Genomic DNA, 23,128 nt, shown 5'->3' with positions numbered 1-23,128 from the left:
TTTCGCCCGCTCAATCGACCCAGTCGTGCAGCGGATGCCGCGCGAGGCTTCGTGCCTTCCAGGCCCGGAACCGTTCGGGACAGCTTTCGACGATGCGCTGTGCATCATCTCCGCTTGCCACCTGCGCGAAGACGCAGGCGCCTGATCCGGTCATGCGGGCCGGCGCAAATTGCGATAGCCAGTCGATTGCCGCACTCACCTCGGGATACCGATTGCAAGCGACTGCCTGCAAGTCGTTTCGGGTGGTGCTTGCTGCGAAGTCCGTAAGTTTGAGGGGTTCCGTATCCCGCGTCAACTCTTCCGCGGAGAAAATTTCGGCGGTCGGCACGGTGACCGGGGGTGCGACGACGACGTACCACGCCGGCGGCAGCTCGATTGCCTTCAATTCCTCGCCGACGCCTTCGGCAAACGCGTCGCGACCGAAGATGAAGAACGGCACGTCCGCGCCGAGCTGAAGGCCGAGCGTCGCGAGTTGCTCGCGATCAAGTCCGGTGCGCCACAGCCGGTTGAGCGCGATAAGCGTCGTCGCAGCGTCCGAGCTGCCGCCGCCGAGGCCGCCGCCCATCGGGAGTTGTTTGTCGACCGTGATGTTCGCGCCGAGGCGGCAGCCGGTGGCCGACTGCAACGCGTCGGCGGCGCGAACGACGAGATCCTGCTGGGCGGGAACGCCCGGAATGTCGGAAACGCGCTCCACGCGGCCGTCTTCGCGCAGTTCGAAGGACAGCCGATCTCCCCAGTCGAGCAGGCGGAACGCGGTCTGCAGCAGGTGATAGCCGTCGGCCCGACGTCCGATGACGTGGAGGAAAAGATTGAGCTTGGCCGGAGCGGAGCAGTCGATGAGGCGGGTCAGGTCAGTGGTGTCCATTGGTCGATGATCAGGCGGATGCGCGTGTCGCCCCAGGTCGCATCGATTCTCCGCGGCGCGGCGCCGGGGCTCGCGTCGCGGTATTCGGCGTATTCGATGATCCAGCCTGCGTCTGAAACGCGAGCCGGACGGCCGACCGCATCGACGCTGAGCACGCGCGCGCCCGGGCGCGGCGACGCCTGCACCCAGGAGGCGAGCCCGTCGAGCGGCGCCGACACGCCGAGCAGGCGCGGCAGCATCGCGTGGGCGTCTTCGTCTTCCTGGACCGTTCCGTCCGCGGTGAGCAGGCGTGCCCCACGCGGCGTGCTGACGAGCTGAGCGACGATCTGGCCCAGCGGGCTCAGGACCGTCCATTCGTCCATCGTCGGCGAATGCGTCCACAACAGCCCGCCGTTGGCGGCGCGCTCGCCGTCGCTCGCGGCGATCCGGCCCTCGAGTTCGAACGCGGCGGCCGCGCTGCGGGCGACGTGCGCGACGTCAGCGGCGGGTGGCTGGATCGCGCAGCCGTGAAGGGTGCCTGAGCCGAGAGCAGCGACGAGCGCAAGCCGGAGACTTCGGTTCATCGGCTCTCGAAGCGCTGCATGACGTTCTTCAGGACCGAATTGTCGGGGTGCGCGCGCAGCGCTTCGTTCCAGACTCGTGCCGCGTCCGCTTCCCGCTTCATCGCCCACAGCACTTCGCCCAGGTGTGCGGCGATTTCCGGGTCGGGTCGCATGCCGTACGCGCGTTCGAGATGACGCAGCGCCTCTTCGGGATTGCCGCGCCGGAAGCGGACCCAGCCCATGCTGTCGAGAATGAACGGGTCGCCGGGCGTCAGCTCGAGCGCGCGCGTGATCAGCGACTCCGCCTCCTCGAGCCGTTCGCCGCGGTCGGCGAGCGAGTAGCCGAGTGCGTTGTACGCATGGGCGTGATCGGGCTTGAGCGCGATCAGCTTGCGCAACCGGCTCTCCATGACATCGATCTTGCCCATCTGTTCGGCGAGCATCGCCGATTCGTAGAGCAGGTCCTGGTCGTCCGGCGCGCGCTGGAGTTCCTCGTCGAGCAGCGCGAACGCCTCCGCGCTGTGGCCGGCGGTCCGCAGGAGTTGCGCTTCGGCGATACGCAGGCGTTTGCGCGTGTCTGCGTCAGCGTCGATGCGTTGCAGATATTCGCGCGCCTCCTTAAGTTTGCCCTGCTCGGCGAGCACCGACGCGATACGTACCTGCGCGTCGAGATAGTGCCGCCCCTGCTCGACGCTGCGATACCACTGCAGCGCGCGCTCCGGGTCCTTGCGGCGCTCGGCGATCTGGCCGAGGTTCAGCCGGATGCCGTCCGCCTCGGGGTGGCCTGCGTCCAGCGCGCGTTCGAGCAACGGCACCGCGGCGTCGTAATCCTCGACTTGCGCCGACAGCAGTCCGACCGCATACATCAGGTCGCGGTCATCGCGTGCTGCGTCGAGGAGCGCGCGGAATTGATCGCGTGCGGCGTCGAACTGCCGCGCGGACACGAGTGCGCGGGCGTATGTAAGCCGCGTGTTCCGGCTTTCGGGGTTGCGGTCGAGATGCGCCTTGAGGAGGGCGATCGCTTCGTCGGGCGCGTCGCGCTGCGCGAGCAACTGCGCCTTGAACAGGATCGCCGGTTCCCAGTCCGGGCGCAGCTTCAATGCGGTTTCGATCGCCGCGAGCGCCTCCATTTCGTCGTCGATCGCGATCGCCGCCTGCGCGCGGGCGAAATGCGCCTCGGGACGGTCGGAATAGGGCTCGGTCAGACGATGGATGATTTCTTTCACCGCCGCCTTGTCGGGCACACGCGCGAACGCACGGTTCAGGCTCATTAGGTGATTCTCGATCTGCTCGGGCGACTGTGCGAGCAGCCGGGCAAGCTGGATCTGCACCTGGTCGAGTTCGCCAGCGCCGCCCGAAAGGACGTTCGCGAGGACCCGGCGCGCCTCGGCGGACTCCGGCTCGGCTTCGGCCCAGATGCGAGCGGCTTCGGTCGCCGCCTGCGTATCGCGTGCGAACAGCGCGACTTCGACCGCACGCTTGGCGATGCGAGGGTCGCGGGTGCGCTGCGCGAGATCGAGATAGGCCTGGAGCGAGACGTCGATCTGGCCGCGTGCTCCCGCGATCTCGGCGAGCAGGAAGGTGTACAGCACGCGCGGCGTAAGATCCTGCGCAGGAAGGGAGGCGTCTGCTGCAGCGCTTGTCGGGCGTTCCTCGCCGACCGCGTCGTCCGTCTGAGCGAAAGCCGGGACGGTAAGGGCGACGCTGAGCCCGAGACAGGCGGTCAGCAGGGAAAGGTGTCGATTCATGTTGATGGCCCTGGGGGATTCCGAGAAACTTCAGGCCGGCTGCCGAGGCTCTGGCGGACTGGGTGCTGTGGCCTGAAAGTCGGTTAGAAGGGCTGGACGGGATTGCGTTCGCCCGATGTTATGCAGTTTCACCTCGCATCGGCAAGCGCGCCGCTTGCCGATGTATTAAGTACGGAATCCCGATGCCGGAGCTCCCGGAGGTCGAAACCACGTGTCGCGGTATCCGCCCGCATGTTTGCGGTAGGCGGGTGACCGAAGTGCGCGTGCGCAATCCGAGCTTGCGGCAGCCCGTGCCGCCGGATCTTGCCGCCCACGTCGTCGGCGAGCGGGTCGATGCGGTGAGGCGGCGCGCGAAATACCTGCTCCTCGACTTCGCGCACGGGAGCGTCATCGTGCACCTCGGAATGTCCGGCAGCCTGCGCCTCGTCCGCGCCGACGAGCCGGCCGGGCGGCACGACCATGTCGATTTCGTCTTCGGCGACGAGGCCTTGCGCCTGCGGGATCCGCGGCGCTTCGGGCTCGTGCTGTGGCAACCCGGCGACGCACTGTCGCACCCCTTGCTCGCGAATCTGGGCTGCGAACCGCTCGATGACGAATTCACCGGCGGGAAGCTCCATGCGCTGATGCACGGGGTGCGTGCGCCGATCAAGCAGGCCTTGATGGATGCACGGCGCGTCGTCGGCGTCGGAAACATCTATGCGTCGGAGAGCCTCTTTCGCGCCCGGATCCATCCGCTCGAAGCCGGCGGGAAGATCGGGCCGCGACGGGCGGCGCGGTTGGTGGCCGAAATCCGCGCGACCCTCGTCGCCGCGATCGCCGCAGGGGGAAGTACCTTGCGCGACTTCGTCGGCGGCGACGGGCGGCCGGGCTACTTTCAGCAGGATTATTTCGTGTATGGGCGCGAAGGCGAGCCCTGTCGAGTCTGCGGGTCACCGATACGACGAATCGTCGTCGGACAGCGTTCGACATTTTTCTGTCCGCGCTGCCAGCGACTTTGAGGCGTCGGCGGCGCGGTTTTCCGCCGGGAAAATGGCTGTCGTGTCGACGCTCGTCGCGCCCGATTCGCCGTCCATCGCGCTGCGGGCGCTCCGGATTGGTCGGCGTCGAAAAGGCGGTTATGCTGATCCCGTTTGTAACAGGTTGTGCCGGCATGCGGCGCGAAGTGTGAGACGGTCATGAGCCTGGTGGATCAATTCTCGGCCTACAGTCAGTGGAGAGCCGGTGCGTCGTCGGCGGTCGCGCGTCTGCGGCAGTGGCTGGCCCGCAACGAGATCGGCGATGCGCAGGGCGACCTGCGGCTGCAGTACGTGCTCGACCGGCTCCGGGACGACAAGCTGACGGTGGCCTTCGTCGCCGAGTTCTCGCGCGGCAAGTCCGAGCTGATCAACGCGATCTTCTTTTCCGACTACGGCGACCGCGTGTTGCCTTCGGCCGCGGGCCGCACGACGATGTGTCCGACCGAACTCCAATGGAGCGCGGGCGCGCAGCCGGAGATCCGGATGCTGCCGATCCGCTCGCGCGCGACTCACGCGAGCGTCTCCGATCTGAAGCGGATGCCGGGCGAATGGCTCGTGCTGCCGCTCGAATCCGGCTCGGTCACGGCGCTCCAGCAGGCTTTTTCGCGCGTCGGCGAAACGGAGCGCGTGTCGCGGGATGAGGCGCGACAGCTCGGCTTCGAAGTCGATCCGAAAGGCGAAACGGGACTCAGGCCGGGCGCCGACGGGCTCGTCGAGATTCCGAGCTGGCGCCACGCAGTGATCCAGTTCCCGCACCCGCTGCTCGAACAGGGGCTCGTCGTGCTCGACACGCCGGGCCTCAACGCGATCGGCGCGGAGCCGGAACTGACATTGTCGTTGCTGCCGAATGCGCACGCAGTCCTGTTCATCCTCGCCGCCGACACCGGGGTCACGCAGAGCGATCTCGCGATCTGGCGCGAATACGTGCACACCGGCCCGGCGCGCCGTAAGGGGCGACTCGTCGTGCTGAACAAGATCGACGGGCTGTGGGATGGTCTGCGCGACGACGCGCGGATCTGCGACGAGATCGATCGGCAGGTCGCTTCCGTCGCCGAAACGCTCGACATCGACGCCCGGCACGTCTTTCCGGTGTCCGCGCAAAAGGGGTTGGTCGCGCGCATCCAGCGCGAGCAGGCGCTGCTCGAACGCAGCCGCCTGACGGAGCTCGAGCGCGCGCTGACCGAAGACCTGCTGCCGACGAAGCAGGAGATCGTGCGCGACAGCACGCTCGCCGAAACCGACGATCTGATCGCACAGACGCGCGAGCTGCTCGACGCGCGGCTCGCCGGATTGCGCGAGCAGTTGCAGGAACTGACCGACCTGCGCGGCAAGAACCAGAGCGTCATCGAGTACATGATGCGCAAGATCCGTTCGGAAAAGACCGAGTTTGAGCAGGGGCTGCAGAAGTATTACGCGGTGCGCAGCGTGTTCTCGAATCTCACGAACAATCTGCTCGCGCACCTCGGCATGGACGCGCTGCGCGACGAGACGCGCCGCACCCGCGAGGCGATGCTGGAGTCGACATTCTCGAAGGGGCTCCGGGCCGCGATGGAAGGCTTCTTCGAGCATCTGCGCAGCAACCTCGCGCGCTCGTCGGACGAGATCACCGAGATCACGTGCATGCTCGACAGCATGTACAAGCGCTTCAGCGTCGAGCATGGCCTCAAGCTGACGGCGCCGGAGGCGTTTTCGACGCTACGCTACGAACGCGAACTCGACCGGCTCGAAGCCGCATTCAACCGGCAGATCAATACCGCGCTGGCGCTCGTGACGACCGAAAAGCACGCGCTGACGCAGAAGTTCTTCGAGACGGTCGCGGTCGAGGCCCGTCGCACGTTCGAAGTTGCGAACCGGGATGTCGAACACTGGCTGCGCGCGGTGATGTCGCCGCTCGAGACGCAGGTACGGGAGTATCAGTTGCAGCTCAAGCGACGTCTCGAAAGCGTCAAGCGGATCCACCAGGCGACCGATACGCTCGAAGACCGCGTCGCCGAACTGGAACAAGCCGAAGCGGCGATGCTTGCGCAACTCGACGAACTCGCGGGACTCGAGGCCGCGATTCGCGCGGTGCTCGGTGCGGCGATGGTTCCGGCAGCCGGAGATGCCGCCGACAAAGGCAGCGCACGCGCCGCGTGACCGGGGCGCGCCGGGCAGGGCAAAGGCAGCGGCGACAGTGCGAGTCCGGTTCCGGAAGGGGCGCGCCAGCGCACCGTCGCGGCAGGGACCGCGCCGCTGCATCCCGGCCTCTTACGGCGCGCCGCCGTTGAAATTCGCGCTCGACCTGAGGGGGCGGTAAACGCGAAACGGACCTCGCGGTCCGTTTTTGTTCCAGCCAGGCTCGCCCCAGTGCGGGTGCGAGCCTCTACCGTCCTCAGGCCTTTTCGCTCGTCAGGCGCAGAAACTTCTCCATCAGCTGTTCCTTCGTTTCGACCACATCCGGATTCATCGGGATGCAGTCGACCGGACAGACCTGCTGGCACTGCGGCTCATCGAAGTGGCCGACGCACTCGGTGCATTTGTTCGGATCGATCTCGTAAATCTCGTCCCCCTGGGAAATCGCGCCATTGGGACATTCCGGCTCGCACACATCGCAGTTGATGCATTCGTCCGTGATCATCAGGGCCATCTCTACTTCCTCACTATCGCTTCAAAGATACTTTTTGCAGCAGCCTTTCGTTGACCGCCGGCTGTACAAACTTGCTGACATCCCCGCCCATGCGGGCGATTTCTCGAACCATAGTCGCCGAGATGAACATGTATTCGTCGGACGGCGTCAGGAACACGGTTTCGACGTCCGGGAATAGTTTTCGGTTCATTCCGGCCATCTGGAATTCGTACTCGAAGTCGGACACCGCCCGCAGCCCGCGCAGGATCAGGCGCGCGTTGCGCATCTTCAGAAAATTCATCAACAGCCCGTTGAAGCCGGTGACTTCGACGTTCGGGAACGGCGAGAGCACTTGCCGCGCGATCTCCACGCGTTCCTCGAGCGTGAAGATCGGCGCCTTCCCGCTGCTCTCGGCGACCGCGACGACGACTTTGTCGAACAGCAGCGACGCCCGTCGCACGAGATCTTCGTGACCGCGCGTAAACGGGTCGAACGTTCCGGGATAAATCGCGACCCCTTCCTTCATTCCTGCCTCCGCTCCAGTAGATGGAAATGGACCTGGCCGGCCCGGCCCTGCTTCGTCGTCCGCCAGGCGCCCAGTCCCGCGAGCGGGGCTTCCGACTCGGCGTAGAGCCACCCGTCCGGCTTGAGAACCCGCTCCAGCCACGGTTCGAGCCGGGCGAGCCAGCCTTGCTTGTAGGGAGGGTCGAGAAACAATACGTCGAACTGCTCCGACGCGTTTTGCGCGAATCTTACCGCATCGCCCCGGATCACCTCTACCCGCGCCGAGTTGAGGGTTATTGCGGCTTGTCGGAGCGCGGCAAACGCCCGCGGGTCGTGCTCGACGATCGTCACTGCCGAGGCGCCGCGGGATGCGGCCTCGAAGCCGAGGATGCCCGAGCCGCCGAAGAGGTCGAGGCAGGTGAGGCCGTCGAGATCCTGGCCCAGCCAGTTGAACAGCGTTTCGCGGACCCGGTCTGGCGTCGGCCGCAAACCGGGGACTTTCGCGACGTCGATGAGGCGTGAGCGCCACTCGCCGCCGACGATGCGAACCCGGCTCAATTGCCGTGTCCCGCCTTTGGTGCCGCAGGAGTGGGGGCCGCGCCGTTCGCACCCGTGTCGCCATCGCCACCGGCGACGATCGTGACGAGGTTCTCGTCGCGGATGCGCCGCGAGAACGCATCGCGCACGGCCCCGACCGTCACCGCCGCGACGCGCTGCGGATAAGTGTCGAGCCAGTCGAGCGGCAGCTCGTAGAAGCCGATCATCGACACGTAATCGAGAATCTTCCGGTTCGAGTCGAGCCTCAGCCCGAAGCCGTTGACCATGTTGTCCTTGGCCGCCTGCAGTTCGTCCGAAGTCGGTCCTTGCGCGACGAATTCGTCGAGCACCGCCTGCGTGAGCTTCAGCGCCTCGTCGGCCTGACTGCCGCGCGTCTGCAGGCCGATCTCGAACGGGCCCGCGACCCGCTGCGGCTGGAAGGAGCTGTATACGCTGTACGCATAGCCGCGCTTTTCGCGCACTTCCTTGGTGAGCCGCGACACGAAACCGCCGCCGCCGAGGACGTAGTTGCCGACGAGCAAGGGGAAATAATCGGGGTCGTCGCGCGAGATGCCCGGCATTCCCATTGCGATGTGGGCCTGCGCCGACGGATGCTCGATGTGCCGTGTCACGCGCGCGGGCATCTGCGGCGGGGGCAACGCCGCCGACGCGGCTCCGCGCGGCAGGCCTTCGGTCAGGCGGTTCGCGATGCGTTCGGCCTCGCTGCGGCCGACGTCGCCGACGATCGAAACGGATGCGGCACCGGCCGTGTAGCGCGCGCGATGGAACGCGACGAGTTGATCGCGCGTGATCCGCTGCAGCGACTCGATCGTCACGAGCTTGCCGTAGGGATGGTCACCGTAGACCGCGCTCGTGTAACCGCGCGAGGCGATCGTGTCGGGCCGGGTCAGCGCGTCGCGCAGCGCGGCAATGGAGCGGGCGCGTTCTCGTTCGAGCGCTTCGGGGGGGAAGGTCGGGGTGGACAGCAGCCGCGCCGCGAGCCCCACCGCCGCTTCGCGCTCGGCGTCGCTCGACAGCGTACGCAAGGATAGCGTCGCCATGTCGAGGTCGGCTCCGCCCCCGACGCGCGCGCCGGTATCGGCGATCGCCTCGGCGATCTGCTGTTCGTCCATGCCCTCGATTCCGGCGTCGAGCAGGCTGCGGGTGAGGCCGGCGACTCCCGCGCTGTCTTCGGGCGCATACGCGCCGCCCGCCGGGAACGCAACCTGGATGTCGACGAGGGGCAGCGCGCGGGTTTCGACGAAATACACGCGCGCCCCGCTGGCCGCGGTCCAGTTCTGGATGTCGGGGCCGGCGACGGCCGACGCGGCGCACGCGGCGGCGGCCACGGCAACGAGAGCGTGAGCAAAACGGCGCATTTTCGCGGTCATGTTTTCGTTCATGTCAGTGCCTCATCCCCGGTTTCGCAGGGCGGGGCGGTTGATCGGCGAGCGGCAGCGGATCGAGCAGGGCGCGGGTGCGCGTGGTGTCCACGAAATACTTGCGTGCAACGGCCTGCACTTCCGCCGCGGTCACGCGGCGGACGCCTTCGAGCAGTTTCGGCTCGTCACGCCACGAAAGCCCGGTGGATTCGAGGAAGCCGATCTCCATCGCCTGGCCCATCAGCGAATCGCGCTTATAAACCTGTCCGGCGATCGTCTGCGTTTTCACGCGCTGCAATTCGTCCTCGTCGATGCCGTCGGTCTGGATGCGGGCGATTTCGGCGAGCAAGGCCGCCTCGACGTCGGCGACCGTCTTGCCCGGGGCCGGCGACGCGTCGAGGGTGAAGAGCGACGGGCCGCGGCCGGTGCCGTCGTACCCGGCGCCGACCGCCACGGCGACGCGGGTCTCGCGCACGAGGCGTCGCGGCAGCCTCGCGCCGTCGTAGCCGTCGAGCACCGCGGCCAGCACCTGCAGCGCGAACACGTCGCGGTCGTCGTCGGGATTGCGCAGTGTCGGCGTCCGCCACGCGACTGCGACATACGGCAGATCGGCGGGGGCTTTCACGACGCTCTCGCGCGGGCCGCGCTGCTCGGGTTCGACCGAGATCCGCCGCGCGGGCAGGGTATGGGCCGCGAGCGCGCCGTAATGTTTGCGCGCGAGATCGAAAACCGCTTCGTGGGCGACGTCGCCGACGACGACGAGGCGGGCGTTATTCGGCGCGTACCAGGTCTTGTGCCACGCCCGCGCGTCCGCCGCGGTCATCGAGTCGAGATCGGTCATCCAGCCGATGATCGGGCGGCCGTATGGATTGGCCTGGAAGGACGTGGCCATCAGTTGTTCATGCACGAGCGAGCGCGGCTCGTCTTCGGTGCGCAGCCGCCGTTCTTCCTTGACGACCTCGAGTTCCGGTGCGAACAGCGCATCGGTGATCTTCAGGTTCGCCATCCGGTCGGCTTCGAGCATCATCATCTCGCCCAAGCGGTCGGGCGGGACCTGCTGGAAGTACGCGGTGTAATCGTGCGACGTGAAGGCGTTGTCACGTCCGCCGACCGCGGCGACGCGCTTGTTGAACTCGCCCGGTCCGACCTTCTCGGTGCCCTTGAACATCATGTGTTCGAGCAGGTGCGCGATCCCCGAGACGCCGGAGGGTTCGTCCATCGAGCCGACGCCATACCAGACCATATGAACGACCGACGGTGCGCGACGGTCTTCTTTCACGATGATCTTCATGCCGTTCTCGAGCGTCGTCTCGAACGGGTTCGCGTGAAGCGGCCCGGCCGCGGCGAGCAGCGTCGCGGCCAGCACGGTGGTGCGGGGAAAGGTCAGACGAAACATGGGGATGTCCTGCATCTGGTAGAATTCGCGGCTTGCGGCAGGGGAAGTCCGGCCGATCGAGCAGCAGCATCTTAGCGTTATTGGGATTTCGGCGCCGGCCGAAGTTCGAACGTCATCAAAGACCCGAATACTCATGTTTGGTTTTCTGAGAAAGAAGCCGCCGAAGCCCGACGCGGCCGAAGCGAAGGTCGAGCCTGCCGCCGACGCGGCCGCCTCCGCGATCGAGCAGGCTCGCGAGCCCGAGCCCGAGGCGCTGCCGGAGGTCGAGCGCGCCGCTCCCGTCGAAGCCGCCGAGCCCCCCGACCTTGCGCTCGAGGCGGTCCCGGCTGCGCCGACCGTCGAGCCCTCCCTGCCGGCAGTCGAGCCGCAACCCGCCGAGGCGCCCGCGAAGCGGTCGTGGGGTGACCGGCTCAAGGCCGGCCTGAGCCGCACGCGGCAGCAGATCGGCGGCGGGCTCGCGAACCTCTTCGGTCGCCGCAAGATCGACGAGGACCTCCTCGAGGAGCTCGAATCGACGCTGCTGATGGCCGACTGCGGTGTCGAGGCGACGCAGCACCTGCTGACCGAACTGCGCAAGCGCTGGAAGCGCGACCGGCTCGAAACCGCAGACCAGCTGCAGAAGGCGCTCGCCGAAGAGCTTCTCGCGGTGCTCGCGCCGCTCGAAGAGCCGCTCGACGTATCCGGCCACAGTCCCTACATCATCATGATCGCGGGCGTGAACGGATCGGGCAAGACGACGTCGATCGGCAAGCTCGCGAAGTACTTCCAGTCGCATGGCAAGAGCGTGCTGCTCGCGGCAGGCGACACTTTCCGCGCGGCGGCGCGCGAGCAGCTGATGACCTGGGGCGAGCGCAACAACGTGACCGTCGTCGCGCAGGAAAGCGGCGACTCGGCCGCGGTGATCTTCGATGCGATCAACGCAGCGAAGGCGCGGCGCATCGACGTCGTCCTCGCCGATACCGCAGGCCGTCTGCCGACCCAGCTTCACCTGATGGACGAGATCGCGAAGGTCAGGCGCGTGATCGGGAAAGCCGTGCCGACGGGACCGCACGAAGTGCTGCTCGTGCTCGACGCGAACATCGGTCAGAACGCGCTCGCGCAGGTGAAGGCGTTCGACGCGGCGATCGGCGTTACCGGCCTCGTCGTCACGAAGCTCGACGGCACCGCCAAGGGCGGCGTCGTCGCGGCGATTGCGCGCCAGTATCCGCGTCCGCTGCGCTTCATCGGTGTCGGCGAGGGAATCGACGACCTGCAGCCGTTCAAGGCGCGCGAATTCGTCGACGCGCTTTTCGACGTCAATGGCGCGAACGGAGCCCGCGGCGCGGCATGATCGTTTTCGAAGAGGTCGTCAAGCGTTACCCCGGTGGTTACACGGCGCTGGCTGGCGTGAGCTTCGAGATCCGCCACGGCGAGCTCGCAGTGCTGTCCGGCCACTCGGGCGCCGGCAAGAGCACGCTGCTCAAACTCATTGCCGCGATCGAGCGCCCGACCAGCGGCTCGGTGCGGATCAACGGCCAGGACGTCGCGCGCCTGCGCCCGCGCGCGGTCCCGTACCTGCGACGCAACCTCGGCCTCGTGCTGCAGGAGAGCCGGTTGCTTTACGACCGCAGCGTGTTCGACAACGTGATGCTGCCGCTCGTTATCACCGGCCATCCGCCGCGCGATGCGGTGAAGCGCGTCGCAGCGGCGCTGGAACGCGTCGGGCTCGCAGGACGCGACCGCGAGATGCCGGCGGGGCTGTCCGGCGGCGAGCAGCAGCGGGTTGCGATCGCGCGCGCAATCGTCAACCGCCCATCGCTGCTGATCGCCGACGAGCCCACCGCGCACCTCGACGCCGCGTACGCGAGCGAAATCGCGAACCTCTTCAAATCCTTCAACGCCGCGGGTGTGACCGTGCTCGTCTCGACGCATGACGAGGGGCTGTTCGCGGAGCACAAGCCGCGCCGCCTCATCCTCGGCAAGGGCCAGCTCGTCGGAGCGCCGGCATGACGAACTGGTTCTACCTGCATCTGCGTGCGTTCTCGCTTGCGTTGAAGCGCCTCGCCTCGCAGCCGCTCGGCACGCTGCTTTCGGCGCTCGTCGTCGGCATCGCGCTGTCGTTGCCGGCAGCCGGTTACCTGCTGCTCGACAATGTCGCGTCGCTGGCGCGCGGCGTCTCGGGCACGCCGGAAATCAGCGTGTTCATGACGCAGGAGGCGACCGCGGCCGAGATCGCCGCGGTCGAGCAGCGGCTGCGCGCCGAAACCGACCTCGCCGGCTTTCGCCACGTGCCGAAGGATGAAGCCTTGCGGCAGCTCGAAGAGAGCGGAATCGGAGACGTGCTCGGCGCTCTGACCTCGAATCCATTGCCCGATGCGTTCATCGCAATGCCGCTCGGCGACGACCCCGCGCTGTACGAAGCGCTGCATGCGCGCTTTGCTGCGTGGCCGGGCGTCGCGCACGTGCAGCTCGACTCGGCGTGGGTCAAGCGCCTGCACGCGCTGCTCGGGCTCGGGCAGTCGGCGGTGCTGCTGCTCGCCGGCCTACTCGGGTTCGCGCTCGTCATCGTCACCTTCAACACGATCCGGCTGCAGATCCTCACGCAGCGCCACGAGATCGACGTGAGCCGGTTGCTCGGCGCGACCGATCGCTTCATCCGCCGCCCGTTCTACTGGTTCGGCACGCTGCAGGGTCTGCTCGGCGGTGTCGTTGCACTCGCAACGGTGTGGGCGACGGTGCAGGCGCTCGCGGGACCGGTCGCAAGCCTTGCCGAGACCTACGGTACGGTGTTCTCGCTGGCCGGCCCGGGCCTGCGTGAAAGCGCGGCCATCCTCGGCTTCGCTGCCTTTCTCGGCTGGCTCGGCAGCGCGATCTCGGTGCGTCGACATCTCGCCGAACGGTTGAGCTAGTGGCATCTTTCCGGGCCTTAACCGCGGTCGAGTCAGTCGGGCCGCCGCGGGGGAAGGCAGCGGAGTGAGGGCTCCCCGCCCGCGTGAGCGCGGCGGCCGCCGAGGCGAGTGACGGCCAGCGACGGCGGAGATGCCTCGCTCCTTTCGCACCCCGCCTTGATACGCGGAAGCAGGCGGCGCTGGGGCGGAAGACCGCCTATTGCCGGTCCTGCCGCTCGCGGGCTGCGGCGGCGGCTATAATCCGCCGCCATATCTTGCAGTTATGACATTCCCCGCCCGCCATGAACGCTCCCGAACTCCGCTCGCCGATTGTCGGCCACCGCGTCGAACTCAACATCTTCACGACGCTCACCTGCAACCTGAAGTGTTCGTACTGCTCGATCGCGGTCGGTGATGTCGTCGGCTCGCAAGGGAAGGCCGAATACTCGCTCGACACGCTCGACACCTTCGTGGCGACGCATCTCGCGGACAAGGAGATCTACGTCACGTTCTACGGCGGCGAGCCGACCTTGAACATTCCGTTCATCGTCGACCTGATGACGCGCCATCCGACCTGGCGCTACCAGTTGCAGACGAACGGCACCCTTTTGCACCGGCTGCCCGACGCGGTGCTCGCGAAGCTGTCGAACATCCTCGTCTCTGTCGACGGCGCCGAGCATACGACCGACCACTACCGCGGTCGCGGCGTCTATCGCAAGGTCACGTCGAACCTCGAGAGAATCCGCTCTAAGCTCGGCGGCAAGCTCACTGCGCGTGTGACCTGGGGCCACGAGGACATCAGTTTCGATGAGCTCGACAGCCTCGTGCCGACCTTCGACTACGTCTATTGGCAGTTCGCACAGGCGCACGGCTTCTATCGCCCCGAGCACATGCGCCGCAAGAAGGAGGCACTCGAAAAGCTGATCGACAAGTTCTTCGCGACCGACGGCCTCTACCCGTTCATTCCGCTGATGGGCACTGTGCGCAACAAGGTGCTGCCGTCGCGCGCGCGTGAAACCTGTGCGGGGCAGACACAGTGCCGCTCGTCGACGCACATCCTCAACATCCTGCCGGACGGGCGCATATTCCCATGCCCCGACCTGACCCACCTGCCCGAACTGCAGTCGGGCGACCTCAAAGCGAACTGGCTCAAGCCGAGTCCGCTACAGCCGGCGCCGCAAATGCCGTGCGAGGGCTGCGAGGCGCTGCCGTTCTGCCGCCGCAACTGCATGAAGAACCTCTACGTCGGCTACGTGCTCGATGACGCGCCGTACCGCGAGCGGGTCGTTGAGCCGATCTGCGAGCTCGTGAAGTTCATGGGCGCCGAGATCGACCGCCGCGACCCGCATGCGTGGTACGCGAACGCGTCGATCCCGGTGCGGCGCGAGATTTCGGACTGCGAGATCTACGAATACGTCGAAGTGATGCCGTAACGACGGACCGTCGAGGACCAGCGAGTGCACGGCCGTGCGAGAATCGCGCCCCCGTTCGCCGCGAAAGCCCCACATGAGCCAAGTCCAGCACACCATCTCGCACCTCGTCGTCCACAAGCTCGTCAAGGAGGCCGAAAGCGCCGCCGGTGTCGAACTGCGCGCCGGTGGCTGTCCGCTCGACGACGCCGCGGTACGCCTCGTCGAGCGCCTCTGCACCCAATACGCGACGCGCAGCAGCAAGGGCTACGGCCGCTTCGAGGACGACGAGGAGGCCTTCCCGATGCCGCGCCTCGTGCGCGAGCACGTCGTCGATCGCAGTCTCGATTTTGTCGAGCTGTCGCAACGGATGATGCGGCTCCTGCAGGCCTGCGCCGACGAGGAAGGGGCGGAGGCCGGCGGCCATGTCGTCATCGCCCGCATTCTCGAAGACTCGCACGATTGCCTGTGGGTCGCCGTCGTCGACGAGGCGCTCGGCAGCGCGATCACGGGCGCGCTCGACGTCGTCGACTGCGCCTACCTCGACTTCGCCCATCTGCGCGCTGCCGGTCGCATCGACCTCGGCGGCTGGCAGCGCGGCGACGAGCGCTACATCAGCTTCTTGAAGGGGCGCGGCGACGTCGCGCCGTGGTTCAAGCGCTTCCTCGGTTGCAGCGATCTGGTCATTGCACTGAAGGAAACGAAGAAGCTCGTGCGCGCACTCAACGACTTCGCCGAGACCCAGCGCCTCGAAACCCCGGTGCGCGACGCGATGCTCGAACGCGCGCACGACTACCTCGACGGTCTCGGCGAGAGCCGCGCGCCCCTCGCACTCGACGAAGTCGCCCGCCAGGTCTGGCCCGAACAGCCCGAGCGCCTCGACGCCGCTCTCAACGCCGACGAGTCGCAACTCACCGGCGGCTTCGTCCCGGACCGCCGCGCGATCCGCCCGCTCGTGCGCTTTCGCGCCGCCGGCGAGCAGTGGAAGCTCGAATTCGACCGCAGCGGTCTGCGCTCGGGGGCGGTGCACTACGACCGCGCGTCGGACACGCTGGTGCTTTCCGGATTGCCCGAGTATTTGAAGAAGATGCTGCAGGAAGAGTGAGGGGGGGAGCGTTCGACGGGGCGACCGCGAGGGGTCGGACCGACTCGGCGAGCCGCAGGAGCTGCCGGTGGGAACGGAACGTTCCTCGGCGTTCCGTCGGGTTGATCGGACGGCGACAGGCGTGAGTCGGTCCGGACATGAAAAAGCCGTTGAACCTTGCGGCCCAACGGCTTCTCGAAAACGTGGTGGTGATGGGCGGAATCGACCGATCGACACCAAAAAAACGCAAGCCGCTGAGTTTTATGGATCTTTTTTGCTGACAGGGTGGTGATTTGTCATGTTAGTGCATCACCTAGGTGATGCACTTCCTGTCGCGTAATTTGCGCTGTTCGCTGGGCGACGTCAATAGCAGTGTGGACCTCACTTCTTTATTTCGATTGAATATAAGGAAGGCCTGCTCGAGACATCAACAACCCATTGGCCGGACTCGACCCCACTGCTGTCTCCCAGTGTTCTCCGAAGCAGTCGTTCGCCGACCCCTTCGTTATGCAGACAATGACGCTCCGAGGCGGCCGTTGGTGATTTACCCCTGCCGGCCATCAGGAGTCGTTCGTCGGTCAAGCTTCTCTGGGTGGTTCAGGCTGGGTTCGACTATTCAGGTGCGGAGGTCGAACGACAGCGGTTGATGAAAGATGTAAAGCGGGGCGACGGCCGAACCGAAAGCTTCGCGCCCATGAGATTCGGGGCTCCTTCGGGCGGATCAGATGGTAAACATGGCCAAACTTTGGAATACTTCGCCGCGCGACACCAAGCGAGCCGCCTGACATGAACCAACCGGATAGCGAAATTCTCACGCTGGATGAAGTGGCGGTCTACCTCAAGGCAGGGAAGAAGACCGTTTACCGGCTGGCCCAGCAGGGGGAGATACCGGGATTCAAGCTGGGCGGCACCTGGCGGTTTCGTCGCAGCGAGTTGGATCGCTGGATTGCTGCGCAGATTGCCGAGAAGACGCAGGATAAGACATGAGCACCCCGAAAAACGATAGCAGCCAGGCGGCCTCGTCCCAAGTGGGGGCCGCGCGCCCATGAACGCCGTAGAAATCGAACAAGCCATCACAGACCTTGCGGAGCAGCCCTTCGACCCCGCAGAGTTCCCCTATGCCTTCCTTGAGGCCTTCGGCAACAAGGCAACGACCATCAAACGCCTTCGCGCGGGGGCGTCGAACAAGTCGGACCTTGGGGGTGTTCTCCAGACCAGCAACGTCCACATCTTGACCTGCGATGTGGGGCGGGTGACGCAGACGCTGGCCGCCCTCAAGGCCAGTCCGGCGACGGCCAAGGCCAAGGCCAAGTTCATCCTCGCCACGGACGGCGCGAACTTCGAGGCCGAAGACCTGACCAGCGGCGGGACCGTTGCCTGTGCCTTCAAGGACTTCCCGGACCACTTCGGCTTCTTCCTGCCGCTGGCGGACATCAGCACCGTCCGCCAGATCAGCGAAAACGCCTTCGACATCCGGGCCACCAGCCGCCTGAACCGTCTGTACATCGAACTGCTGAAAGACAACCCTGAATGGGGCACGGCAGAGCGTCGCCACGACATGAACAAGCTCATGGCGCGGCTGATCTTCTGTTTCTTCGCCGAGGACACCGACATCTTCGTCGGCAAGGGACGCTTCACCGATACCCTCGCGCAGATGAGCGCCAGGGACTCTTCGAACACGCACGAAGTCCTCGCCACGTTGTTCCGCGCCATGAACACCAAGCGCGAGGACCGGACTGTCGCCAAGATTCCCCGATGGGCTGAAGACTTCCCCTACGTCAATGGGCAGTTGTTCTCCGGCGGCGACGAGGTGCCGCGATTCAGCAAGATCGCCCGGTCCTACCTGTTGCACGTCGGCGGGTTGGACTGGACCAAGATCAACCCTGACATCTTCGGTTCGATGATCCAGGCCGTTGCCGAGGACGAGGAGCGCGGCGAACTGGGGATGCACTACACCAGTTTCCCCAACATCCTGAAGGTGCTGAATCCGCTTTTTCTCGACGACCTGCGGGAGAAGCTGGAGGAAGCAGGGAATAACGCGCGCATGTTGCTCAACCTACGCAAGCGCATCGCTAAGATCAGGGTCTTCGACCCGGCCTGCGGGTCGGGCAACTTCCTGGTCATCGCCTACAAGGAAATGCGCGCCATCGAGGCCGAAGTCAACCAGCGGCGCGGCGAGCCGGATCGAGCATCAGAAATCCCGGTCACCAATTTTCGCGGGATCGAGCTACGTGACTTCCCGGCGGAGATCGCCCGCCTTGCGCTGGTCATCGCCGAGTATCAGTGCGATGTGCTGTACCGGGGCCAGAAGCTGGCGCTGGCCGAGTTTCTGCCCCTGCGCAACGAGAACTGGATCACCTGTGGCAACGCACTACGGTTGGACTGGTTGGGCATTTGCCCACCGGCGGGGACGGGCGTGAAGGTACAGGCCGATGACTTTTTTGAGACGCCTCTAGACCAAGCGGAAATCGACTTTGAGAACGAAGGGGGCGAGACGTACATCTGCGGCAATCCGCCGTTTTCAGGAACCAGAAAGCAGACGGATGAGCAGAAGGCTGACCTCGAAGCAGTCTTCGCCAACATCACTTCCAAATGGAAGAACGTGGACTACGTTGGTGCCTGGCTACTCAAGGCCGCGCTCTACAACCAGCACTGCAATGCCCGCTTCGCCTTCGTGGCTACAAACAGCCTCTGCCAAGGTCAACAGGTGCCTATCACTTGGTCGATTCTCGGCGAAATGGGATGTCACATTCGTTTTGCGCACACATCGTTTGTCTGGTCGAACCTCGCAAAGAACCGAGCTGGTGTCACCGTCATTATTGTCGGCTTGGACTTTGACGAGTCGGGTGCCAGAACCATCCTGACCGGCGACAGCCGTCGCACGGTTACTCACATCAATCCATACCTGACTGAGCATCGCATCAAGATCGTTGAGGCTTCGCGCCGCCCCCTCTTCGTTGAGCCAGTCATGGACTATGGCGTCTATTACTCAAAGTCCGCTGGACTGATTCTTGAACCGCCGGAAAAGGAGGCGCTGCTTCAAGAGGGGTTCCCTGCGAATCTTGTCAAGAGCTTCCTTGGGTCAACCGAGTTCATAAACGGTGAACCCCGCTATTGTTTGTGGCTCGGAGACGATGATGTGGCATTGGCTCGCCGCTATCCGAGCGTCGCATCCCGCATTGATGCCGTTCGCAGGGATCGCTTGGCAACAGAAGACAAGGCCGTCAACAAGCTCGCTACTCGACCGCATCAGTTCAGAGAACGCAAAGGCGACGAAGCAACGAAGATTTTCGTGCCCATCGTCTCGTCCGAAAACCGCGAGTACTTCCCGGTCGGATTGGCAGACGGGGCTGTCATTCCGACCAACAAAGCCTTCTATATGGGTAACAGCCCATTGTGGTGCTTATCTATCCTCGCCTCTCGACTTCACCTCGCTTGGATTGCGGCAATCTGCGGCAGGTTGCGTTCAGACTTCTCGTACTCCAACACCCTCGGTTGGAACACGTTCCCGGCGCCGACACTGACCGAGAAGAACAAGGCTGATCTCACGCGCTGCGCGGAGGACATCCTGCTGGCGCGGGAGCATCACTTCCCCGCGACCATCGCGGACCTGTACGACCCTAAGAACATGCCCGCCGACCTGCGGGCGGCGCATGATCGCAACGACGAAGTGCTGGAGCGGATCTACGTCGGTCGTCGCTTCAAGAACGATACCGAGCGGCTTGAGAAGCTGTTCGACCTCTACACCAAGATGATCGCTTCGGCTGCACCTGCTAAGGGCAAGAAGCGCAAGGCGGGAGCCAACGCATGAGCGAAAAAATCAAGTCCGTACCGTCGGTTTCCGTCACCTACGCCCGCAACGGCGCATCGACTAAAGCCAATGCGCTTGGGATGCGGCCCATGCAGGAGCGGGCGTACGAGAAGCGAGGCGAACAATACCTGCTTATCAAGTCGCCACCCGCATCGGGCAAGAGCCGGGCGCTGATGTTCGTGGCACTCGATAAGCTCAAGAATCAGGGCATCAAGCAGGCCATCATCGTCGTGCCCGAGAAGTCCATCGGGGCCAGCTTCAACAACGAGCCGCTGTCGAAGTACGGCTTCTGGTCCGACTGGCACGTCGAACCCAAGTGGAACCTGTGCAACGCGCCGGGCAACGATAACGGCGGCAAGGTCAAGTCGCTAGGCGCGTTCCTCGAAGGCGACGACAAAGTGCTGGTCTGCACCCACGCGACCTTCCGCTTCGCTGTCGATGCTTATGGCGTAGAAGCGTTTGACGACTGCCTGATCGCTGTCGATGAGTTCCACCATGTTTCGGCCAACCCCGACAACAAGCTCGGCACGCACCTGGGCCAATTTATCGCGCGGGGCAAGACGCACATCGTCGCTATGACGGGCTCCTACTTTCGGGGCGACGCGGAGGCCGTCCTCGCCCCGCAGGACGAGTCGAAGTTTGATACCGTCACCTACACCTACTACGAACAGCTCAACGGCTACGAGTACCTTAAGCAACTCGACATCGGTTACTTCTTCTACAGTGGGCCTTACGTCGATGACATCCTCAACGTCCTCGATCCCGACGAGAAGACCATCATCCACATCCCCAACGTCAATTCGCGTGAAAGCACGAAGGACAAGATGCGGGAGGTGGAACACATCATCGAGGCGCTGGGTGAATGGCAAGGCATCGACCCTGCAACCGGCTTCCAGCGTGTCAAGCGCTCCGATGGCCGCGTGCTGCGGATCGCCGATCTCGTCGATGACGATGCCGCCAAGCGCGACCGCGTGTCCGCCGCGCTCAAAGACCCGGCGCAGAAGAACAACCGGGACCATGTGGACATCATCATCGCGCTGGGAATGGCGAAGGAAGGCTTCGATTGGATTTGGTGCGAACATGCGCTGACCGTGGGTTACCGCGCTAGCCTGACCGAGATCGTGCAGATCATCGGCCGTGCCACCCGCGACGCGCCGGGCAAGACCCGCGCGAAGTTCACCAATCTGATCGCCGAGCCGGACGCGACCGAGGAAGCGGTGACCGAGGCGATCAACGATACGTTGAAGGCCATCGCGGCGAGTCTGCTGATGGAGCAGGTTCTAGCTCCGCGCTTCGAGTTCAAGCCCAAGAATCCCGACAACGGCCCGACGCCAGGCTTTAACTATGGCGAGGGTGGCTATGACCCAGACCGCTGCAATATCGGAGTCAATGAGCAGACAGGGGCCTACCAGATCGAGATCAAGGGCCTCGCCGAGCCCAAGAGCAAAGAGGCAGTGCGCATCTGCCAGGAAGACTTGAACGAAGTTATCGCGGCCTTCGTGCAGGACAAGCCCACCATCGAGCGCGGCCTGTTCGATGAGGAGCTGGTGCCCGAGGAGCTGACCCAGGTTCGCATGGGCAAAATCATTAAGGACAAGTATCCCGAGCTTGACGCCGAAGATCAGGAGGCCGTGCGCCAGCACGCCATCGCCGCCCTTAACCTCACGCAACAGGCCAAGCGGCTTGTTACCGAAGGCGAGAGCGACGGGTCGCCCAACACCGCCCTGATCGACGGCGTGCGCCGCTTCGCGATGGACGTGCGCGAGCTGGACATCGACCTCATCGACCGCATCAATCCCTTCGGAGAAGCCTACGCCATCCTCGCCAAGACCATGAGCGAGGACAGCTTGAAGCAGGTCGCGGCGGCCATCTCGGCCAAACGCACCTCAATAACGCCCGAAGATGCCAAAGTGATCGCCAAGCGTGCGGTTGAGTTCAAGCGCGAGCGCGGGCGGGCTCCATCGGTTACCTCGCAGGATGCCTGGGAAAAGCACCTTGCCGAAGGCGCGGCCGCATTTATGCGTTTCAAGGCGGAGGGGCGCTATGAGTAACTCCGAACTTGACGACCTGGCGGCAGAGCTGGCCGAGTTCGCACCGCCTGAGAAGAAAAATGGACGCCCAGCCGGCGAGGAGCGTGTCATCGCTGGCTTCGAGGAAATCCAACGTTTCACCGAGCAGCACGGACGTGCGCCGCAACATGGCGAAGACCGCAACATATTCGAGCGCCTATATGCGGTTCGACTCGACCGGCTACGCGCGCTCCCAGATTGCCGCGCCTTGCTTGAGCCGCTAGACCATCAGGGCTTACTCGCCGGGGCGCCGACCGTTGCCCCTTCGGAGGACGAAACCATCGACATCGACGAGTTGGCTGCAGAGCTGGCGGATGTTGCCGGCGCGGACGACATCACGGTCCTGCGCCATGTCCGCACGAGCGCCGAAAAGCGCGCTGCCGAGGAGATCGCGGATCGCAAGCCCTGCGAGGACTTCGAGACCTTTCGACCCTTGTTCGAGCGCGTGCAAGCGGAGGTCAAAACCGGTATGCGCCAGTCCCAACCCATCGAAGCGGGCCGCCGCGCGATTGAAGCTGGGGACTTTTTCGTTCTTGATGGCCTTACGCTCTTCGTCGCAGAGGTCGGCGAGCCGCTGAAAACCACCGCCGGTGAGGTGGACCGCCGCCTGCGCCTCGTCTTCTCCAACGGCACCGAGAGCAATTTGCTGCTGCGCTCGCTCCAGCGTGCGTTTTACAACGACCCCGCCGCGCGGCGGCTGGCCTCGCCCGAGAGCGGACAACTCTCCTTCGGCGGCGAACTTGAGGCGGATGATGTCGAAAGCGGCACAATCTACGTCCTGCGCTCCCTCTCCGATCATCCCTATGTCGCGCAGCACCGCGAGATCATCCACAAGGTCGGCGTGACCGGGGGCAGGGTGGAGACGCGCATCGCCAACGCCGAGAACGAGGCAACCTACCTGCTGGCAAAAGTCGAGGTCGTTGCGACCTACAAGCTCGCGGGGATCAATCGCACCAGGATGGAGAGCCTGTTCCACAAGCTGTTCGCACCCGCGCGGTTGAACATCACCATCAACGACCGCTTCGGTCATCCCGTGCAGCCAGAGGAATGGTTTCTCGTTCCGCTGTTTGTGATCGACGAGGCCGTCGCGCGCCTCAAGGATGGCAGCATCACCGGCCACATCTACGATCCCAGCGCAGCGAAATTGGTGAAGGCATAGGACAGCTCAGATGCATGAATAGCCCTGGCTGCCGGCCAGGATGAACGCCAGGGAATGAATCGCCCCGGGTTTCGCGGAGGCCGTTTTGTTTGAGTCAGGTGATGACCGCCTGCTCGCTCAGGTTGCGGTAATAG

Annotated in this window: 20 protein-coding genes; 12 read left to right on the top strand and 8 right to left on the bottom strand. The window is 64.9% G+C overall.

Annotated elements, in window-relative coordinates:
* Nucleotides 1–10: 10 nt before the first annotated feature.
* The 3 genes from ispE to ROZ37_RS11220 are packed head-to-tail and all read right to left on the bottom strand — an operon-like array spanning nucleotide 11 to nucleotide 3,155.
* Nucleotides 11–865: a 4-(cytidine 5'-diphospho)-2-C-methyl-D-erythritol kinase gene (gene ispE / locus ROZ37_RS11230; RefSeq protein WP_312659438.1), complete on the bottom strand. Its 855-nt coding sequence runs from the start codon at nucleotides 863–865 to the stop codon at nucleotides 11–13.
* Nucleotides 847–1,428 carry an outer membrane lipoprotein LolB gene (locus tag ROZ37_RS11225; protein WP_312659437.1) on the bottom strand — a complete coding sequence of 194 codons (582 nt, stop codon included), beginning with the start codon at nucleotides 1,426–1,428 and terminating at the stop codon, nucleotides 847–849. The genes ispE and ROZ37_RS11225 overlap by 19 nt, the downstream gene beginning before the upstream one ends.
* Nucleotides 1,425–3,155: a tetratricopeptide repeat protein gene (locus tag ROZ37_RS11220; RefSeq protein ID WP_312659436.1), complete on the bottom strand. Its 1,731-nt coding sequence runs from the start codon at nucleotides 3,153–3,155 to the stop codon at nucleotides 1,425–1,427. The genes ROZ37_RS11225 and ROZ37_RS11220 overlap by 4 nt, the downstream gene beginning before the upstream one ends.
* Before the next feature lie 182 nt (nucleotides 3,156–3,337).
* On the opposite strand from ROZ37_RS11220, the gene mutM reads away from it, so the two are divergent.
* Together mutM and ROZ37_RS11210 are read left to right on the top strand one after the other, a co-directional pair.
* Nucleotides 3,338–4,153: a bifunctional DNA-formamidopyrimidine glycosylase/DNA-(apurinic or apyrimidinic site) lyase gene (mutM, locus tag ROZ37_RS11215; protein WP_312659435.1), complete on the top strand. Its 816-nt coding sequence runs from the start codon at nucleotides 3,338–3,340 to the stop codon at nucleotides 4,151–4,153.
* A 177-nt stretch (nucleotides 4,154–4,330) separates the two neighbouring features.
* Nucleotides 4,331–6,307: a dynamin family protein gene (locus ROZ37_RS11210; protein ID WP_312659434.1), complete on the top strand. Its 1,977-nt coding sequence runs from the start codon at nucleotides 4,331–4,333 to the stop codon at nucleotides 6,305–6,307.
* A gap of 235 nt (nucleotides 6,308–6,542) precedes the next feature.
* Here ROZ37_RS11210 and ROZ37_RS11205 read toward each other — a convergent pair whose 3' ends face one another.
* The 5 genes from ROZ37_RS11205 to ROZ37_RS11185 are packed head-to-tail and all read right to left on the bottom strand — an operon-like array spanning nucleotide 6,543 to nucleotide 10,595.
* Nucleotides 6,543–6,797 carry a YfhL family 4Fe-4S dicluster ferredoxin gene (locus ROZ37_RS11205; protein WP_312659433.1) on the bottom strand — a complete coding sequence of 85 codons (255 nt, stop codon included), beginning with the start codon at nucleotides 6,795–6,797 and terminating at the stop codon, nucleotides 6,543–6,545.
* A 13-nt stretch (nucleotides 6,798–6,810) separates the two neighbouring features.
* Entirely contained in the window at nucleotides 6,811–7,302 is a 492-nt protein-coding gene (gene coaD / locus ROZ37_RS11200; protein WP_312659432.1) for a pantetheine-phosphate adenylyltransferase, read from the bottom strand.
* Nucleotides 7,299–7,838, bottom strand: a complete 540-nt coding sequence (gene rsmD, locus ROZ37_RS11195; protein ID WP_312659431.1) for a 16S rRNA (guanine(966)-N(2))-methyltransferase RsmD — start codon at nucleotides 7,836–7,838, stop codon at nucleotides 7,299–7,301. Before rsmD ends, coaD begins: the two co-directional genes overlap by 4 nt.
* Nucleotides 7,835–9,220 carry a M16 family metallopeptidase gene (locus tag ROZ37_RS11190; protein ID WP_409449955.1) on the bottom strand — a complete coding sequence of 462 codons (1,386 nt, stop codon included), beginning with the start codon at nucleotides 9,218–9,220 and terminating at the stop codon, nucleotides 7,835–7,837. The genes rsmD and ROZ37_RS11190 overlap by 4 nt, the downstream gene beginning before the upstream one ends.
* Before the next feature lies 1 nt (nucleotide 9,221).
* Nucleotides 9,222–10,595, bottom strand: a complete 1,374-nt coding sequence (locus ROZ37_RS11185; protein ID WP_312659429.1) for a pitrilysin family protein — start codon at nucleotides 10,593–10,595, stop codon at nucleotides 9,222–9,224.
* A 133-nt stretch (nucleotides 10,596–10,728) separates the two neighbouring features.
* Here ROZ37_RS11185 and ftsY point away from each other — a divergent pair, with 133 nt between their 5' ends.
* From ftsY to ROZ37_RS11135, 10 genes are all read left to right on the top strand, one after another.
* Entirely contained in the window at nucleotides 10,729–11,925 is a 1,197-nt protein-coding gene (ftsY, locus tag ROZ37_RS11180; protein WP_312659428.1) for a signal recognition particle-docking protein FtsY, read from the top strand.
* A complete protein-coding gene (locus ROZ37_RS11175; RefSeq protein WP_312659427.1) occupies nucleotides 11,922–12,584 on the top strand; it encodes an ATP-binding cassette domain-containing protein in 663 nt (220 codons plus the stop codon). The genes ftsY and ROZ37_RS11175 overlap by 4 nt, the downstream gene beginning before the upstream one ends.
* A complete protein-coding gene (gene ftsX / locus ROZ37_RS11170; RefSeq protein ID WP_312659426.1) occupies nucleotides 12,581–13,483 on the top strand; it encodes a permease-like cell division protein FtsX in 903 nt (300 codons plus the stop codon). The genes ROZ37_RS11175 and ftsX overlap by 4 nt, the downstream gene beginning before the upstream one ends.
* Before the next feature lie 281 nt (nucleotides 13,484–13,764).
* Complete coding sequence (locus ROZ37_RS11165; RefSeq protein ID WP_312659425.1) at nucleotides 13,765–14,895, top strand: radical SAM/SPASM domain-containing protein; 1,131 nt, start codon at nucleotides 13,765–13,767, stop codon at nucleotides 14,893–14,895.
* A 73-nt stretch (nucleotides 14,896–14,968) separates the two neighbouring features.
* On the top strand, nucleotides 14,969–15,976 hold the full coding sequence (locus ROZ37_RS11160; RefSeq protein WP_312659424.1) for a nucleoid-associated protein: 1,008 nt from the start codon (nucleotides 14,969–14,971) through the stop codon (nucleotides 15,974–15,976).
* Between the two features lie 137 nt (nucleotides 15,977–16,113).
* A complete protein-coding gene (locus tag ROZ37_RS11155; RefSeq protein ID WP_312659423.1) occupies nucleotides 16,114–16,236 on the top strand; it encodes a hypothetical protein in 123 nt (40 codons plus the stop codon).
* A gap of 505 nt (nucleotides 16,237–16,741) precedes the next feature.
* On the top strand, nucleotides 16,742–16,942 hold the full coding sequence (gene mads1, locus ROZ37_RS11150; protein WP_010378957.1) for a methylation-associated defense system helix-turn-helix domain-containing protein MAD1: 201 nt from the start codon (nucleotides 16,742–16,744) through the stop codon (nucleotides 16,940–16,942).
* Nucleotides 16,943–17,000: 58 nt separating this feature from the next.
* Nucleotides 17,001–19,766 (top strand): DNA methyltransferase, encoded by a 2,766-nt coding sequence (locus ROZ37_RS11145; RefSeq protein ID WP_312659422.1) that lies wholly within the window; start codon nucleotides 17,001–17,003, stop codon nucleotides 19,764–19,766.
* On the top strand, nucleotides 19,763–21,817 hold the full coding sequence (locus tag ROZ37_RS11140) for a DEAD/DEAH box helicase (protein WP_312659421.1): 2,055 nt from the start codon (nucleotides 19,763–19,765) through the stop codon (nucleotides 21,815–21,817). The genes ROZ37_RS11145 and ROZ37_RS11140 overlap by 4 nt, the downstream gene beginning before the upstream one ends.
* Nucleotides 21,810–22,994 (top strand): GIY-YIG nuclease family protein, encoded by a 1,185-nt coding sequence (locus ROZ37_RS11135; protein ID WP_312659420.1) that lies wholly within the window; start codon nucleotides 21,810–21,812, stop codon nucleotides 22,992–22,994. Before ROZ37_RS11140 ends, ROZ37_RS11135 begins: the two co-directional genes overlap by 8 nt.
* Nucleotides 22,995–23,128 lie beyond the last annotated feature (134 nt).

Origin of the sequence: Aromatoleum sp., from assembly GCF_032027225.1 — a bacterium.
GTDB lineage: Bacteria > Pseudomonadota > Gammaproteobacteria > Burkholderiales > Rhodocyclaceae > Aromatoleum.
Note: the sequence above shows the minus strand (reverse complement) of the source record. Positions and strands in the feature narration are given on the sequence as shown.